A 15,776-nucleotide genomic window follows, 5' to 3' on the forward strand; every position below is an offset into this window, starting at 1 on the left:
ATTTCCTAGGTTTCAACGTATCCCATTTATTCCGATGACAGATTATCTAACATAAATTTATAATCTTCAGGTGTATTCATATTGGTTGCAAAATTCGTTCGAAGCCCACGTTGAACAAAAAAATCCGAATCAACAGACTGCCAATCTAAATGGTCTAATAACCCCATTAACCGATAGTTTTGTTGCTGCAGCAGTAGTTCAGCTTCTGGCCCAACATCTCGGCCATAGATGCCGTGAAGTGGGTGCAAACGCCCCTCTAACTCGGGAATAACAGCATCCACATTCGTATCTCGGCATACCTCCACCATAGCTTCTGCTGCATCGCCAGAAATAAATGGCATATCGCAGCCAACAATCCATAAGTGAGCCGAATGCGCAACCTTGGAGGCGGCATGAATCCCGCTCAAAGGTCCTTTCTGGGGATAGATATCACTTACACAAAGTACTTCTATATCGACAGTTACCCCCGCGAGCACGGGCTGCAAGGTTTCCACTTCGTTGGTTACGACAATAATTTGCTCACAGCTGTGGGACATTTCTTTCAGTTGTCTTAGCAGCATAGCCTCACCTTGCACAGGTAAGAGAGCCTTTGGCCTCCCGCCCATACGGCGATTCAAGCCTCCGGCAAGAATAACGCCCGTAATCATTCCTCAAGCTCCGCCAATCGTTTCCTAAACGATTGCTTCCAGCTGCTCGAAAGTGCTTCGACACCTAGAACTCTTTTAACTCCTTCGATATTATGTTTATCGTGGTATTTGATCTGATTAGCGTACGCAACCGTCACCTCGGCTTCATCTCTAGCAATGAGTCTCAACTCCGAATGAGGTGAAATGCGCCCCTCTTGCAGCACTCGGAAATAATACCCCGTATAGCCTGTTTCCTGAACATGGAGCGTCGCTTCTGGCCAATCCATACGCTTAGCTAGTTTATGACACGGCTGCCTTGGCTGTGAGACTTGAACGATTACCTCATCAATGGCGAACGTATCCCCAATCCTCACCTCATGTTCCTGAAGACCGCGGATTGTAAGATTTTCTCCAAAGGTAGCTGCATCTAATTTATACCCCCTGAGCGTTTCCCAGTAAGCATAATGTTCCTCAGGATAAACACAGATGGCCTTATCTACGCCACCATGAACCGTCAGATCCGCTTGTCCATCCCCTTCTATTTGTATTTTGGATACAAACAAAGAGGAGCTGACTGGGGTCTTATAAATCCCTGTAGTCAGCTCTTTGCCTCGGTAGGCTATTGTTTGGGGTAACCCCACATTAATCGATGTTATTTGCATGGCAAATGTCCCTCATTTCCGAACAGGATTCTTTGCCCTTACTATACCAAAATCTTAGCGAAAAGTCAGTTCCCCGCTTCACTCATGGTCAACCAAGATTATCCATTGGATGTGCCGACCCATGCATCGTTATCATAGCCGCGTACTTCCCAGTACCCCATGTGCTCCTTATCGATTAACTCAATGGCTTGCAGCCACTTCACTGATTTATACGCATACATCTTCGGTACAATCAGGCGTACCGGTCCACCTAATTGCTGTGGAATCGGTTTGCCGTCGAGTAAGACCGCGACCATAATATCGTCCCCGTTTGCTTGACTCAAGGAAAGTGCATCGGTGTACACTTTGTCACCTGAATAAAACTTCACAAACTTAGCAGATGCCTGCACGCCTGCTGCTGCTAATAGCTGCTTCAAGGGAATACCTTCCCAGGTACATTGGTACACAGACCAACCCGTCACACAATGAAAGTCACTGACTTGCACCGTGCGTTTCATCTGCATGAACTGATCCCAGTTCCATGCATTAGGCTTATCTACCAAACCCGAGATAGCAAATTTCCATGTATCTGATGAAAAAGCCGGAATTTCCGTTACGGTGTAGATACGGAAATTCCCTTTGGCCCCTCCGCCTACGACTGCGGAGGAATCGGGAAGTGGCTCTGGCGGCGGCAGCATGCGGTTGCCGTCGCTTGCCACATAGTCGGCGGTCGACGACCCGCCGGTATCGAACGCGCCTTTTATCCAGCGATAAAAGGCGGGACCGACCGCGATCACGAGCACCACCCCTGCGACGAGTCGCAGGAAGGAGGCGCGTGTGATCGGTGATTCCTTCAGCGCGGCGATCACCGCCTGCGCTGCTGTGCGCTTTGCCGTGGCGTCCTCTGACGCCACCGGATCCGCCGCTGCCACGCTAGCGGCGGCAGCAGGGGCTGTGACCGCCTGCAGCGATGCGGGCGGTTTAGTCATGGCAACGGCTTGCTCGAGCCGCTGCTGGCGCTTCAGCCATCGGCTGCGCGAGATGGCGTGGTACACGGCATACGGCACTCCGACCCAGGTTAGTAGGTCATGCACGAGGAGTGCCGCGTTATTCAGAGCCGGTGGCATGTGGCGGAACTGCCACAGGATTACGCCTGATGCGGCCCAGCCGATCAGGAGTGCGAGCACGAACACCAGATTCGCGCGTTGGTTGCGCCGCGCGCGAATTTGTCGCCAATGCTTGCGTATCATGGGTGCATACAGCACCATGAGCAGCACCGAGGCGACTCCCAAATAGATGTGAAGCTGCTTCAGCGTTACACGAAAAGCACCAAGATCCCCGCGGATTGCGCCAATACTGAGCACAATTCCCGTCACAGTCAACAGCACCAAAATCCAAGCATTCCAGCTATGAATGGCGTTTAACCGCTTTCCAAACGACTGCTTGAGCCAGCCTCTTTTTGACTCCACCTTCGCCACATCCTTCATGGGATACGTTCCATAAGATTATGCATCTATCATACCGCATTAACCTTAAAATTAGCTTATAATTTTGGATAAATTTATCAGTCCATCTTTCATCTTTCATCTTTTATCTTTTATCTTTCGTCTTTCACCTTTCATCTATTAACCTTCATCTTTCATCAAAAAGAAAAAGGTGAAATCACGTCATCACGGATTTCACCTTCATTTGTTTATATAGTTGTCGTTAACCGCCAATACGAATCTTCCGGTATGTATCGATAAACGATAGGACATCGACCCGTTTCCCCCTTTTTTTAGCTACGCGAGCCATTTTCACAAGGGTCGTCCAGAACTCGTCCAGCACAGGGGATTCAAATCCATTTTCATTCGATTCTTGCGTTAACTTATGTTTGTTTTTATATGAAGTTCCTTCATCCGAAATGAGGTATTGAATTTGACTTTTCTTCCATTGCTCTCCCGATACGTAGCTGACACCCATTTCACGCATTTTCTTGCGAACAGATGTGACAGGACGAGATAGTTCTCTAGCAATGACAACTGGCGGACACTCCGAGGAAAGGCGAATTAATTTGTCCAACTCTTGCGTGGACCATGGTTTCTTAGTCATATCAATAATCCCCATTTCGTAAATATGAATGTTTCATTTTGCCTGTTCTTGGTGAAGTACTAAAGGTATAATCAGAGAATAGCAATGAAATGTTAAGTAAGTATGAGTTAACCATAATGAAAGTATGAAGACATAACTTTTTCGATATTTTTTTACAAAAACCGATTCTTGGAGGGAGAAAACGTATGAAAAAACATGTAAACGGTACTGAATTATTCGTTCAAGATCAAGGTCAAGGGGCTGCAGTTATCCTCCTTCATGGCTTTCCTTTGGATCATCGCATGTGGCAAGCTCAGGTCGAATCTTTGTCATCCCACTACCGTGTAATCGCTCCAGATTTCCGCGGGATGGGCCAATCCAATGTCCCTGTATCCCCGATGTCTCTCACTAATTATGCGCAAGATATCCTTGCCCTCATGGATGATTTAGGTATAGAAAAAGCCACCCTCGGAGGCTTCTCCATGGGTGGCTATGTCGCTTTTGCTCTACTGCGTTTAGCGCCTGAACGCTTTTCTGGACTCATTTTTGCCAACACACGCCCCGAGCCAGACGGCCAAGAAGGGCGGAAAAATCGTATGAATATGGCTGTCTCCTTATACGATAAGGGAGCCGCGGCAGCTCGTGATGCCATGCTTCCAAAGCTTGTGACTGCAACAACCCTGCAAGAGCAGCCGCAGCTGGTTGATAGCCTTAAACTGATTATGGATAGCATGCCAGCGGAAGGGCTTGTCCATGCCAGCATTGCGATGGCATTCCGTGATGACTCCGTACCCTTGCTAAGCACCATTACAGTACCAACACTCGTTATTGCAGGTGAGCAGGATGCCATTGCGCCTCCAGATGTCATGAAATCCATGGCCGATCATATTCAAGGAGCTAGCTATCACGTAATTCCTGCTGCTTCTCATCTTACCCCGATGGAGAAACCTGACGTCTTTAATGCCTTGCTTCTTAATTTTCTTAAAGGAGTTAAGGCTTAACCAGCTGGTTCATAACCATCACGGCCGCGCCGATGGCAAGTGCTTCATCGCCTAGCTGTCCTTTGCTAAAGATAACCTGATAGGCGGGGTAATAATAAGTTTTGCGGATAGCAACTTGCGTTGCTGTCTGGAAGAACAACTCCCCGCCTGTAATTAATGGCCCCCCGATAATCACTTTCTCTGGGTGCAAAATATTCAATAAATTCGCCAGGCCGATCCCGAAATAGGTCGCTGCCTCCGTCACGATCTCCACGGCTAGGGGATCATTTTTTTTGAGCGCCTCCATAACATGCTTATAGGTGACTTGCTCGGGATCCTCAACCATATGTACCAACACAGTTGATCTGCCTTGCTTTAAGGCTGATTTAGCTGCCTTCTCAATGGCATACAATGAAGCGTACGATTCCAATGCGCCATAATTACCAGTTTGGTTACGATGGGGAACACCATCCGTTTGAATAATCATTTGCCCTACTGAGCCTTCCATATCCACTGCCCCATAGATGACCTTTCCTTCCGACACCATCGAAGAGCGTAAGCCTACGCCTGCATGTATATAAAGGAGATGCTTAAAGCTCCTTGTTCGCTGGTGCCAGGATTCAGCTAGAATCGCCGTGTTCGCACCATTATCCAGCAGCGCCGGGATCTGTAGGGCTTCACTTAACCAATGACAGATTTCTACATGCCTCCAACCAATCGCTGGGAAATAAGAGGGCTCCAGAATAACGCCAGATATTCGGTCAACTGGCCCTACGGCCCCAACCCCAATACCCAACACCTGAGAAATATCAATGCCATGCTGAACTAACATATGCTTGGCTTCCTCGGCAATAAGGGGAAGAAGCGCTGCGGGCGTCATGACTTCTGTCATGGTCCAGCTCTTGGTTTCCAGCTTATTCATTCCTAAATCGACAAGTACCAGCTTGGACAATGTTCGGGAGATTTCCAAACCAAATATATAAGCATAGGCCGGATTCTTCTCGTACAAAATCGGCCTACGCCCGCCCGTAGATACACCAAAGCCGGATTCCAAAATGAGTCCCTGACTCGTTAACTCTTCCAACAGGCGTGTCAACGTAGAGACCGTCATACCGCTTTGTTCTAATAAATCTATTTTCGAAACCGTAGTTTGACGTGTAATCAGCTCGTATACTTCCTTGGCTTTTCGGTTCGATATTCGTTCTGTTATGATATCTACGTTCAAAAGAAGCAGCCCCCAACGATAATCTTTCTCATAAGTTTCGCCGTGAAGGAATCATTATCCTGCTTCTTATTGTGTCCTTATCACTTAGAGCTTAGTGCCCATCATTAAGGTATAGCCCATATAAGGATGATATTTACTAACGAGCTCATCATATCTCGCCGTGATTTGCCACACACGTGGATCCATAAAGGATTGTCGATCAGACAAATGAACAGGATCTGGGTGCTGAACTTGATCTTCGAACATCGTCAATGGAAAAGGGTGAATCCCTGTCGAGGCGACTGAACGGAATTGATTACTTTCCAGTAACTCTTGCCATTCTTCCAGCTTATAAATCTTACTCACCCCATAGAAGCTGCATAGCGCCCTATGAATGCCTGTTGTCATGTCTTTTACTTTAATCACTTCTCGGTCGTACAGCTTGCCTTCTGGTTGTAATACCCGGTAATACTCCGATACGGCTTTCTGCGCATCTGCAAAGTTCGTGACGGATTCGACCATCACAACATCGAACGTATTCGCCTCGAATGGCAGATGACACACATCCCCTATCAAGAAATTCACCTGAGCCCCCTGCTTTTCCGCTCGAATCTTCGCTTTATTAATCATTTCTGGACGTATATCAATTGCGGTTACATCACAACCCTGCTCCGCCAAATAACAGGCCGTTCTACCTGTTCCGCAACCAACCTCCAGCACTTTTTTCCCTCTTTCAATCGGATATCTCTTTAATTGCTCGATGGTCTCTCCAAATCCCCCGGGATGTGCGTTTCCTATCCCGAGCTTCGCTAACATATCCAAGTAATCGATAGCCCTTACACCTCCGCAATGGCATTACGTTTCTTTTTCTACCATATGGAAGGCTCCTGTCACTTGTTCAACTTCTCGCCACCTTTTTCCAAAAACAGGCTCATGCCCAAAAATAGGGGTTGTCCCATCAGAATTAGGCGAAACACCCAAGCAAAGCGTGACATCTCTCCATAGGATAGTATTGTCTCTCATTCGCTTCTGCGGAAGAGCATTCCTAGAGAGGGGGGGTGACATAAATGGGTGTTGCTGTAGGTACTGGTGCAGGTTATGGTGGAACTTCTGCTGCTGCTATTCTTGTGTTGTTTGTATTGCTCGTTATTGTAACTATGACTTATGCTTGGTAATTAGTTATACATGTTCGGAAACACAAATAAGGAGCCATAGCTCATCTGAGCTTGGCTCCTTATCCCCTTATACATACAACAACTTATTTCTTCGATGCTGCTAAGAATGCATCCAATTGTTTTTGCTTTTCAGCAATAATTTTGTCGATGCCTGCTGCTTTCATTTTATCTTGATATTTCGGCAAGGAAGCATCCATATCCACAGAACCTGTATCCATCGCAGCGTCAAACTCTTTACCTACGTTAACGGCTGCAGCCACTTGCGTTTTAACAGGCTCGGAGTCGAACGTAAAGCCAAGACCAGGGGATTTCTTACCTGATGCGTTGAACTCTTTGAATTTATCCCATTTCTTCGGATCTTCATTGTCATACAAGTAGTTCAAGAATTGGTTACCGAACTGCCAAGCAGCACCAGGCGCATAGTTTTTACCTGCATCAGTAGCTTTAATAATGTTGTCAGACACTTTCGTGTAGTGCGTTCCTTCAATACCGAAGTTAATTAAGTTGTTCAATTGTTTATCCGTGTGCAAAAGGTTAATGACCATCATCGTACGAGCTGGATCCTTAGAAGTTACGGAAATCCCTAACATGGAACCTGCCGTGTCGCCAGTAGAAATCGTACGTGGTGTAAGCTCGATTTGTCCAAGCTTGCCGACCAAGTTAGTTGCATTAGCTAATTCACTATCTTTACCTGGTTTTAATGAAGACGTAATCATGAACACATTACCAGATTTCAATGCATCTTGACCTGACAATTGCGTCGTAGCCGCATCTTTATTGATATAACCTTTTTGCATAAAATCACGAGTTAATTTCAAAATTTCTTTGTAACGCGGTTGATCCCACTTCGGAATAACCTTCGTATCTGTGCCGTCTTTCATGATGACACCTGGAATTGTACTGTCTCCCAGATAATCATATTGGGCCAAATAGTGCGCATTCAGGTTATCGCCGTCGCGAAGGAAGAAAGCTGTCATTTCAGGCTTTTTCTCTTTGACCGTTTTAAGCACGTTGCCTAAGTCTGCCATCGTTTTAACAGCCGCCATATCAATTCCTAGCTCTTTCGCAATATCGGAACGATACACAATGCCACCTGATGCTGCAAGTTCTTTATTTGTTGGCACACCATAGTTTTTACCATTGATTTTAGCGCCTTGAAGGAAAGCTGGGTCTAAGGAATCCGTAATACCTTTTCCATATTGCCCAATCAGATCATTCAGTGGCATTAATGCGCCTTTACCCACATTGACAGCGTGACCATTCCATTGCGCTGTGAAAAGGATATCGAACTCTTCACGGGAAGCGATCATTAAGTTCGTTTTGTTATCCCATTGACCCCAGTCGATTGGCATTAATTTGATCGTTGCATTAATTTTTTCTTTCAAAACCTTGTTCATCGCATCTTCGACTTTAGCTTGATCCGGTTGCGGCGTACCAGGGTAGACTAACTTCACTTCATACGGTTTCAGGTCTGTCGTTGCTGCTTTCGTTGCAGCAGGTGCCGTACTTGTTGCCGGTGCTGCTGTAGCACTTGTTGTAGGCTCTGGTGTACTCTTTGAACAGCCCGCCAAAGTGAGTGATAACGAAAACGATAGTGTAAGAAGTGCAAGAGTGCTTTTTTTCAAAGCTTTCATTGATGGATTGCCTCCCTTTTATCTCAATTATTCCTATATGCTAAACCAGTCATAACTGGTACAAGCCGTATCCAACTAACCTTTTATTGCGCCAACCGTTAAGCCTTTCTTAAAATACTTCTGGAAAAAGGGATACGCGAACACGATCGGGCCTATACCGAGTACAGCCATCGCCATGCGCACCGTTTCCGTTGGCAGCTGCAGCATTCCCCCTGCTTGTGATAAACCTTGACTTGCCTGCACATTAGATGTCAGAAACTGAATATCCAGCATCGTCTTGTACATCATGAACTGCAGATTGATGTTTTTACTGCCTGATATGAACACCAGACTGAGGAACCAGTCATTCCAATAGTTCAGTACCTGGAACAAACCAACCGAAGCCAATACAGGTAAGGAAAGCGGTATAATAATTTGACTGAAAATCCGAATCTCACCGGCTCCATCAATCTTCGCTGCTTCAATTAATGGCATCGGGATCGAATTAGCAAAGAACGTCCGCAGCAGTAGTACGAAGAAAGCGGATACGAGTAGGGGCAGCATGAGCGCTGCAATCGTATTTTTCAAGTCCAGCATCTGCGTATAGACCAGATACCAAGGAACGAGTCCTCCATTGAACAACATGGTAAAGAACATGAAGAAGGAGAAAAAGCTTTTATGTGGAAAATCACTTCGCGAAATGGGGTACGCGTATAGCGACATCATGACTAAACTAATCGCTGTTCCCACCGTTGCTAAGAAGACTGAGATCCCGAAGGAGCGTAAGATTTGATGCCAATCCTTAAACATGAATTTATAGGCTTCCAAGCTCCAAGCTTCCGGGATGAAATTGTAGCCATGAATCAGAACTCCCTTTTCATCGGAAAAGGATACAATAATTACTAATATAAGAGGCATTATACATGCTGCGGTATAAATCCAGAAGAATACGTTTACCAACATATTTGCTGTAGGTGATAAATCGTTCGGTCCTCGCTTCTTGGCTATCCGCTGTTGTTGTTTGCGTACAGACATTGCTTCACTCACGACAGCCACTCCTTCTTAAAATAGTGCATTCTCTTTGCTCACTTTTCTAACAAATAAATTCGTAACTAGAACTAGTAGGAAGCCTACTACTGCTTGATACAAACCTGCTGCCGATGACATTCCGATATCCCCCATCGTTAAGAACGTTTGATACACATAGGTATCAATAACTTGTGTCGTCGGAAATAATGCACCCGCGTTTTTGGTTACTTGGAAGAACAAGCCGAAATCTGCATAGAAAATTCTACCTACCTGCAGGAGTGTCATCGTGATCATAACAGGCATGATAAGCGGAATCGTAATCCGTTTCACTTGCTGCCACTTATTCGCTCCGTCAATTAAAGCTGCCTCATAATACTCATGATCAATACCAATAATGGCCGCCATGTAGATGACCGTATAGTAACCAAGGTTTTTCCATGTATTCACGATCGGCAGGATAACTGTCCAATATTTCGGCTCTGTATACCAGTCAATCGGTTCAAAACCTAATTTAGGCAGGAGCACCGTATTCACGAAGCCATGCTCTGCTCCCAAGAAAGCGTACACTAGATAAGCAACACATACCATGGACAGAAAGAAAGGTAGAAACATCGTGCTTTGATGAAACTTAGATAGGAATTTACTACGCATCTCATTGAACATGATGGCCATCGCGACTGCTATCACTAAGTTCAATACGATAAACACCAGATTATAAGAGATCGTATTCCGAGTAATGACCCACGCAACCTCACTGGAGAATAAATACTTGAAGTTATCAAAGCCAACCCAAGGACTTCCTAATATCCCTTTCGTGTAATTCACGTTTTTGAAAGCGATCAGAACACCCGCCATTGGAATGTAGTTGTTAATGATTAATAATAATGCTGCTGGCGCCATCATTACGTAGAATATCCAATACTTGCGTACTGTCCATAGAAAGCTTACTTTGACGTGAGTTCGACGTTTTGTAGTACGTATAGGGGCTGCTTGCGCTGCCGTATTTGACGTATCGTTCATCTTCTATTATGCTCCCCTTTCCAATCCATCCGCTTGCCTCTCTGTTATAGGTTCATTGTAAAGCGTTTACTACTAAATCTCTATCTTCGGCGTGACCGAATCAGCACTTCTGTGACATTCGACGGAAACTGCCGATAGAGCTAGTATTTATGCAAAATAAAACACAAAAGCCGCCCATTTAGGCAGCTTTTTGTCAGTTATGTTTGATCCTTCTTTCAAGCCGCTTCAGCCCTGAAAGTTTTTCCGATACTCTTGCGGAGAAAGACCAGAATACTTCTTGAACATTTTCGCGAAAAAGGAAAAATGTGAATAGCCCGTTTGCTCCGCCACATAGCTGATCTTATCATTTGTTTCGGCTAACAGCTTCATCGCTTTCTCCATTCGAACCTTTAGGCTATACTCCGAAATGGAAAGTCCTGTTTCTTTTTTAAATAAACGTGATAGATAGGCCGGATTGAGATATACTGAGGCCGCCAATTCCTCTCTACTAAGCTCTTCTTCCATATGCTCATCAATATATTGGCATACCTTCGCTGTAACAGCCGATACGCCTTTCAGATGGCTATTCATATAGTCACAGCTTATTTGCGCGATGCGCACAGCCCAGTTCCTAAGCTGATTTAAAGAGCGTGTTGCATTGCTATAATCCTGCAAATCTTGATGAGGCAGCATATCATGAACCGTTAATCCTTTTTTGTGCAAAACATGATACACCACATGCAGCAGACCATAGTAGAAAGCCTCTACGGTTTCAGAGCCCACGTCATCCATCTTCTGCAGACGATCAATATTCTCTTGAATGCGAGCTACTAGTTCTGCCTTCTTTCCAGACTCTAATAACACGATCCAATCGGAAAAGGTTGGTGCTTGCGGCTTATTCAGATGCGGCTGATCCATCTCACTGACCATAAGGACACAATTGCTTTTCGTCACGTTGTTTCGCTCATTTTGAAATAGATCCGCAACCTTCGCCGTTAGTTTAAGCAAAGAACTTTCCTCACCTACATAACAGGACAAGCTGCACTGAAAATAGCGATGACACGCACTAATATAAGCCTCACATTTTGCTTTAATATCAGTTAACGATGGCTGACTTCCTTCAGCTACATATAGCAGAACTAAGGATGAGCCATTCTCCTGAATCACACAACCTGCCTGATCTACAATAATGATTTCAGCAGCAGCTTTTCGAATTGCATACTCCATGATCTCTTCGTCTCTCGCGTTGAGTTCTTCTTTCCAGTGCTCCACACTGATTAAGATAGGTAAAATAGTGCTGGTCATATCCAGCGGGATTTCATACATCTGGAAATGACGTGTTAACCGCTCCTCATTTGCTGGTATTTTCCCGCTTAGCAGCTCCTGCCAGAACTTCTCCACCAAAGTCGGAAGCTCATTGACCCAGTGACTATAATACATTTTATACGTTTCATGAAAATCCAAATGCTCCTGATCCTCTTTGATCTTCGCGATGGCGAGCTTCACAATGTCTTGCAGACGATCGTGATCCACCGGCTTTAACACATAATCAAAGCTCCCTAAACGAACAGCCTGCCTGGCATATTCGAAGTTCGCATGACCTGTCAGGAAAATTGTCTCTGTTTGCGGTGAATTCATTCGCACCCACTCTTGGAGCTGCAAACCATTGGCGCCAGGCATTTCTATATCCGAAATCATAATATCAATGCGATTCTGTGATAGGATCTCTTTCGCTTCACTTACATCCAATGCTTCAAAAATGTGACCAATCGGAAACGTTCCCCAGTCGATCCCCACCGTTATTCCTTTAACCGCAATCTTCTCATCGTCTACAACTAAAAGGTTATACATCTTTATCCATCCCTTCCACAACGGCGGTATGAAGCGGCAGCCTGATTTGCACCATAGCCCCTCTGTCCGGCTTATTCAGAAATCGCAGTGCAACTTTGTTTCCATAATTCATCTGCAACCGATGTCGCACATTCCAGATCCCTAGATGCTCATCACCTGATTGGTCCAAATACTGAGCGGAATTCAATTGCTGTAGCATTTCCGGTTGAAAGCCTTCCCCGTTATCACTAATTGAGAGGATGAAGAACTCCTCAGATGCTTCTGGATCCTGCTCAGCTTTCACTTGAATCACATAGGTTCCATACTTTTTTGTAAAACCATGAATCACTGCATTCTCTACAAATGGCTGGACAATGAGTGGCGGAATCGCATACTGACTGTATGTCTCGGGTAATTGGATGTCAAAAGTCAAATGATCCGGATAGCGCATTACCTGAATCTCCAAATAATTCCGAATATGATCGATTTCATCCTTCAGCGTCATCGTCGTTCGATTCGTACGCATAATAAAACGGAAATAATCCGCCAGATGCAAGGACATCTTTTGCACGGACTTCGTATCCTTTAACGCCGCGAGGTTATAAATAATATTTAAACTATTCATATAAAAATGGGGATTTATCTGCACCTGCAAATGCTTAAATTCCGCCTGCTGAACACGGATCTTCTCCTCATACACCGAGATCTTCAAATTCTCAATCTGATCCACCATGTTGTTAAATGTCGCGATCAGGAAGGCGAATTCCGTCGAGCTGCCTTCATGCAACCGTATCGATAATTCCCCTTGCGCAATCTTCCTCATCCCACGAATTAATTGCATCAATGGTTTGAAAAGGATGCGCTGGACATACAACAAATAAATTCCCAGAACGAAGGCTCCGCCTAATGGCAAAAAGTAAATCAACAGCTGCAAATACGGTAAATTCTTGAGCATATTTTTCTCAGCAATAATAAGCTCAAAATCCAAATCAGCATGTGTGGAGGCTTCGCGCACAATCAAAAACTGCTGATCGAGTTCCTTGTCTTTCACAATTTGAAAGCCTGAGTTTTTGGGCGCTATTTGATCGCTGATGTTTTGATATCTTTGCAAAGGGAAATAGGTGTTTGTTAACGTAGTCCCCTCTGGTGACACCACTGTAGTTCCTCCACCTTCGCCGGTATCCCATTTGCTAAGCGGCTCAACCATGCTGCTCATTTTAATAAGAATGCCGCCCGACAGTCCCGCCCCTAGATCCTTATTAATTTTCATCAAATAGTGATCACCATTCGAAGCTTTCATAATGAGCCAGTTGCCATTGGAACTATCATTTGGCCGGGTCTTCGTATTATCTACGATAAATTCCTTCACTGTCTGAACGCGATCATAGTAATACGTATTTTCTCTCGTTGACACCAACAGATCTCCCGTAGTAGCTGAAAATACAAAAAAGGTATTAACCAAGTTGTATATATCCAACTGTCGAGTTAACTTATTGAATAACCGTTGCTTCGCCAGCACATAATCATCCGATTCTAACGGGTACAAGTTCATATTGATTACATCAGGATCACTATATAGATGAAATAAATAATTATCGAATTCTTTGAGCGTATTATCCGTGTCCTCCACATATTGCTGCAGGAGCTTATTATAGTTTTGGGATATTTGATCTCTTACCACATTCATGGAGTACACATTATTAAAAGCTAAGAACAAAACCAATGGAGCTACCACCAGCGCAAACCCAATAAAAATTTTAAACCTTACTGAATTCACTATATTCAAAAGGATTTCCCGCCTCATCTGTCATTTAGGGTATGATCTATCATTGTATACATCCTTTTCCTATTTTACTATCCGTAAAACACATGTACATAGCATTATAGATACAATGTTTGGCCAGAGTCGTCTATCATAAAGCAAATACAAAAAAGCCCATGAAATCAAATGATTTCACAGGCTTCTTTTTCATTATACCGGCAAGAGGACTCGAACCTCCACCCTTTCGGACTCGATTTTGAGTCGAGCGCGTCTGCCATTCCGCCATGCCGGCATAAACTTGTAAAACAATGGTGCCGAAGACCAGACTTGAACTGGTACGGTAGTCACCTACCGCAGGATTTTAAGTCCTGTGCGTCTGCCGATTCCGCCACTCCGGCTAATAAGATTGTGGAGGCGCCACCCAGATTCGAACTGGGGGTAAAGCTTTTGCAGAGCTCTGCCTTACCACTTGGCTATGGCGCCTTAGTAATAATGGAGCGGAAGACGGGGATCGAACCCGCGACCCTCGCCTTGGCAAGGCGATGCTCTACCGCTGAGCCACTTCCGCATATAAAACTGGGGATCAAGGATTTGAACCTTGGCATGACGGAGTCAAAGTCCGTTGCCTTACCGCTTGGCTAATCCCCATTATGTTGCTTTGGTAATAATGGGCGGACGACGGGACTTGAACCCGCGAATGCCGGATCCACAAACCGGTGCGTTAACCCCTTCGCCACGACCGCCACAATATTAGGTTTCTTGCATTTTTGGCAGGGGCAGCAGGAATTGAACCCACACCAAAGGTTTTGGAGACCTTTGTTCTACCCTTAAACTATGCCCCTGCATAAAGAAATGGAGGCTGATGGATTCGAACCACCGAACTCGAAGAGAGCAGATTTACAGTCTGCCGTGTTTAGCCACTTCACTAAGCCTCCACAAAGCAATGGTGCCGTCGAGAGGACTTGAACCCCCAACCTACTGATTACAAGTCAGTTGCTCTACCAGTTGAGCTACAACGGCTTATTTAGTTAAAAATGGTGGCTTTGGACGGAATCGAACCGCCGACACGAGGATTTTCAGTCCTCTGCTCTACCGACTGAGCTACAAAGCCTTACTGCAATGAATGTGATAATGGCGGAGCTGACGGGATTCGAACCCGCGGTCTCCTGCGTGACAGGCAGGCATGTTAGGCCACTACACCACAGCTCCACATTCATTATTTGGTTGCGGGGGCAGGATTTGAACCTGCGGCCTTCGGGTTATGAGCCCGACGAGCTACCGGGCTGCTCCACCCCGCGTCATTAAGTATAAGTCACGTTTCCTATTAAATCAAGTCTTTCATTAGGAAAAATGATGGAGGCTGACGGGATCGAACCGCCGACCCTCTGCTTGTAAGGCAGATGCTCTCCCAGCTGAGCTAAGCCTCCATGGGAAGTAAAAATGGTGACCCGTAGGGGACTCGAACCCCTGTTACCTCCGTGAAAGGGAGGTGTCTTAACCACTTGACCAACGGGCCTTGCTAGAAAGATTATGGCGGAGAGAGAGGGATTCGAACCCTCGAGACGCTTGTGACGCCTACACGATTTCCAATCGTGCTCCTTCGGCCAGCTCGGACACCTCTCCATATGGCTCCCCGAACAGGACTCGAACCTGTGACAACTCGATTAACAGTCGAGTGCTCTACCAACTGAGCTATCAGGGAATAGGAACAATGAATCTTTCAAGGATTTATTCCTTGAAAACTAGATACGAAACTTCAACGTAAAGTTAGATTACTTAGGAATTTTGGTTAAGCCCTCGACCGATTAGTATTCGTCAGCTGCATACGTTGCCGCACTTCCACCTCG

13 protein-coding genes and 16 tRNA genes are annotated in these 15,776 nt (G+C 45.4%); 2 read left to right on the forward strand and 27 right to left on the reverse strand.

Translation table 11 applies throughout. From position 1 onward, the window contains the following. Positions 1 to 26: 26 nt before the first annotated feature. From mobA to AC58QM_RS29580, 4 genes are all read right to left on the reverse strand, one after another. Positions 27 to 647 carry a molybdenum cofactor guanylyltransferase gene (gene mobA, locus AC58QM_RS29565; RefSeq protein ID WP_497288373.1) on the reverse strand — a complete coding sequence of 207 codons (621 nt, stop codon included), beginning with the start codon at positions 645 to 647 and terminating at the stop codon, positions 27 to 29. After that, on the reverse strand, positions 644 to 1,288 hold the full coding sequence (locus AC58QM_RS29570) for an MOSC domain-containing protein (protein WP_497288374.1): 645 nt from the start codon (positions 1,286 to 1,288) through the stop codon (positions 644 to 646). Before AC58QM_RS29570 ends, mobA begins: the two co-directional genes overlap by 4 nt. 98 nt (positions 1,289 to 1,386) lie before the next feature. Further along, positions 1,387 to 2,754 (reverse strand): molybdopterin-dependent oxidoreductase, encoded by a 1,368-nt coding sequence (locus AC58QM_RS29575; RefSeq protein ID WP_497288375.1) that lies wholly within the window; start codon positions 2,752 to 2,754, stop codon positions 1,387 to 1,389. A gap of 220 nt (positions 2,755 to 2,974) precedes the next feature. Next, entirely contained in the window at positions 2,975 to 3,358 is a 384-nt protein-coding gene (locus tag AC58QM_RS29580; protein ID WP_310501636.1) for a hypothetical protein, read from the reverse strand. Positions 3,359 to 3,543: 185 nt separating this feature from the next. Here AC58QM_RS29580 and AC58QM_RS29585 point away from each other — a divergent pair, with 185 nt between their 5' ends. Further along, entirely contained in the window at positions 3,544 to 4,338 is a 795-nt protein-coding gene (locus AC58QM_RS29585; RefSeq protein ID WP_497288376.1) for an alpha/beta fold hydrolase, read from the forward strand. Here AC58QM_RS29585 and AC58QM_RS29590 read toward each other — a convergent pair. Together AC58QM_RS29590 and AC58QM_RS29595 are read right to left on the reverse strand one after the other, a co-directional pair. Continuing rightward, the gene (locus AC58QM_RS29590; protein WP_497288377.1) at positions 4,328 to 5,542 is read right to left on the reverse strand and encodes an ROK family protein; all 1,215 of its coding nucleotides are present in this window, start codon (positions 5,540 to 5,542) and stop codon (positions 4,328 to 4,330) included. The genes AC58QM_RS29585 and AC58QM_RS29590 overlap by 11 nt on opposite strands. Before the next feature lie 84 nt (positions 5,543 to 5,626). Further along, positions 5,627 to 6,337: a class I SAM-dependent methyltransferase gene (locus tag AC58QM_RS29595; protein ID WP_497288385.1), complete on the reverse strand. Its 711-nt coding sequence runs from the start codon at positions 6,335 to 6,337 to the stop codon at positions 5,627 to 5,629. Positions 6,338 to 6,588: 251 nt separating this feature from the next. On the opposite strand from AC58QM_RS29595, the gene AC58QM_RS29600 reads away from it, so the two are divergent. Then, positions 6,589 to 6,696 carry a YjcZ family sporulation protein gene (locus AC58QM_RS29600; protein ID WP_497258310.1) on the forward strand — a complete coding sequence of 36 codons (108 nt, stop codon included), beginning with the start codon at positions 6,589 to 6,591 and terminating at the stop codon, positions 6,694 to 6,696. An 83-nt stretch (positions 6,697 to 6,779) separates the two neighbouring features. Here the strand turns inward: AC58QM_RS29600 and AC58QM_RS29605 are convergent, their stop codons facing one another. From AC58QM_RS29605 to AC58QM_RS29705, 21 genes are all read right to left on the reverse strand, one after another. Further along, positions 6,780 to 8,330, reverse strand: a complete 1,551-nt coding sequence (locus AC58QM_RS29605) for an ABC transporter substrate-binding protein (protein WP_497288378.1) — start codon at positions 8,328 to 8,330, stop codon at positions 6,780 to 6,782. Positions 8,331 to 8,405: 75 nt separating this feature from the next. After that, positions 8,406 to 9,356, reverse strand: a complete 951-nt coding sequence (locus AC58QM_RS29610) for a carbohydrate ABC transporter permease (RefSeq protein WP_497288379.1) — start codon at positions 9,354 to 9,356, stop codon at positions 8,406 to 8,408. A 15-nt stretch (positions 9,357 to 9,371) separates the two neighbouring features. Next, entirely contained in the window at positions 9,372 to 10,358 is a 987-nt protein-coding gene (locus AC58QM_RS29615; RefSeq protein WP_497288380.1) for an ABC transporter permease, read from the reverse strand. Positions 10,359 to 10,583: 225 nt separating this feature from the next. Beyond that, the gene (locus tag AC58QM_RS29620; RefSeq protein WP_497288381.1) at positions 10,584 to 12,188 is read right to left on the reverse strand and encodes a response regulator; all 1,605 of its coding nucleotides are present in this window, start codon (positions 12,186 to 12,188) and stop codon (positions 10,584 to 10,586) included. Beyond that, positions 12,181 to 13,890 carry a sensor histidine kinase gene (locus AC58QM_RS29625; protein ID WP_497288382.1) on the reverse strand — a complete coding sequence of 570 codons (1,710 nt, stop codon included), beginning with the start codon at positions 13,888 to 13,890 and terminating at the stop codon, positions 12,181 to 12,183. Before AC58QM_RS29625 ends, AC58QM_RS29620 begins: the two co-directional genes overlap by 8 nt. A gap of 252 nt (positions 13,891 to 14,142) precedes the next feature. Continuing rightward, positions 14,143 to 14,221, reverse strand: a tRNA-Leu gene (locus AC58QM_RS29630). A 17-nt stretch (positions 14,222 to 14,238) separates the two neighbouring features. Next, positions 14,239 to 14,327, reverse strand: a tRNA-Leu gene (locus AC58QM_RS29635). An 11-nt stretch (positions 14,328 to 14,338) separates the two neighbouring features. Next, positions 14,339 to 14,412: transfer RNA gene (locus tag AC58QM_RS29640), tRNA-Cys, on the reverse strand. Between the two features lie 10 nt (positions 14,413 to 14,422). Then, a tRNA-Gly gene (locus tag AC58QM_RS29645) sits at positions 14,423 to 14,497 on the reverse strand. A gap of 8 nt (positions 14,498 to 14,505) precedes the next feature. Then, positions 14,506 to 14,577: transfer RNA gene (locus AC58QM_RS29650), tRNA-Gln, on the reverse strand. A 22-nt stretch (positions 14,578 to 14,599) separates the two neighbouring features. Beyond that, positions 14,600 to 14,672, reverse strand: a tRNA-His gene (locus AC58QM_RS29655). Between the two features lie 25 nt (positions 14,673 to 14,697). Continuing rightward, positions 14,698 to 14,771, reverse strand: a tRNA-Trp gene (locus AC58QM_RS29660). Positions 14,772 to 14,782: 11 nt separating this feature from the next. Then, positions 14,783 to 14,864, reverse strand: a tRNA-Tyr gene (locus AC58QM_RS29665). Positions 14,865 to 14,873: 9 nt separating this feature from the next. After that, positions 14,874 to 14,949, reverse strand: a tRNA-Thr gene (locus AC58QM_RS29670). A gap of 15 nt (positions 14,950 to 14,964) precedes the next feature. Then, positions 14,965 to 15,040 (reverse strand) — tRNA-Phe (locus AC58QM_RS29675). Positions 15,041 to 15,061: 21 nt separating this feature from the next. Continuing rightward, positions 15,062 to 15,138, reverse strand: a tRNA-Asp gene (locus tag AC58QM_RS29680). A 12-nt stretch (positions 15,139 to 15,150) separates the two neighbouring features. Beyond that, positions 15,151 to 15,227, reverse strand: a tRNA-Met gene (locus AC58QM_RS29685). Between the two features lie 56 nt (positions 15,228 to 15,283). Further along, positions 15,284 to 15,356: transfer RNA gene (locus tag AC58QM_RS29690), tRNA-Val, on the reverse strand. 14 nt (positions 15,357 to 15,370) lie between these two features. Then, a tRNA-Glu gene (locus AC58QM_RS29695) sits at positions 15,371 to 15,445 on the reverse strand. Between the two features lie 15 nt (positions 15,446 to 15,460). Then, a tRNA-Ser gene (locus tag AC58QM_RS29700) sits at positions 15,461 to 15,552 on the reverse strand. A gap of 3 nt (positions 15,553 to 15,555) precedes the next feature. Continuing rightward, a tRNA-Asn gene (locus AC58QM_RS29705) sits at positions 15,556 to 15,631 on the reverse strand. Positions 15,632 to 15,776: the final 145 nt, after the last annotated feature.

Source organism: Paenibacillus sp. J22P165, from assembly GCF_059692015.1.

Coding starts and splice junctions, on each gene's coding strand:
- AC58QM_RS29585 (WP_497288376.1), top strand. CDS start 3,544: ATGAAAAAACATGTAAACGGTACTGAATTATTCGTTCAAGATCAAGGT.
- AC58QM_RS29595 (WP_497288385.1), bottom strand. CDS start 6,337: ATGTTAGCGAAGCTCGGGATAGGAAACGCACATCCCGGGGGATTTGGA.
- AC58QM_RS29620 (WP_497288381.1), bottom strand. CDS start 12,188: ATGTATAACCTTTTAGTTGTAGACGATGAGAAGATTGCGGTTAAAGGA.
- AC58QM_RS29580 (WP_310501636.1), bottom strand. CDS start 3,358: ATGACTAAGAAACCATGGTCCACGCAAGAGTTGGACAAATTAATTCGC.
- AC58QM_RS29575 (WP_497288375.1), bottom strand. CDS start 2,754: ATGAAGGATGTGGCGAAGGTGGAGTCAAAAAGAGGCTGGCTCAAGCAG.
- mobA (WP_497288373.1), bottom strand. CDS start 647: ATGATTACGGGCGTTATTCTTGCCGGAGGCTTGAATCGCCGTATGGGC.
- AC58QM_RS29615 (WP_497288380.1), bottom strand. CDS start 10,358: ATGAACGATACGTCAAATACGGCAGCGCAAGCAGCCCCTATACGTACT.
- AC58QM_RS29605 (WP_497288378.1), bottom strand. CDS start 8,330: ATGAAAGCTTTGAAAAAAAGCACTCTTGCACTTCTTACACTATCGTTT.
- AC58QM_RS29570 (WP_497288374.1), bottom strand. CDS start 1,288: ATGCAAATAACATCGATTAATGTGGGGTTACCCCAAACAATAGCCTAC.
- AC58QM_RS29600 (WP_497258310.1), top strand. CDS start 6,589: ATGGGTGTTGCTGTAGGTACTGGTGCAGGTTATGGTGGAACTTCTGCT.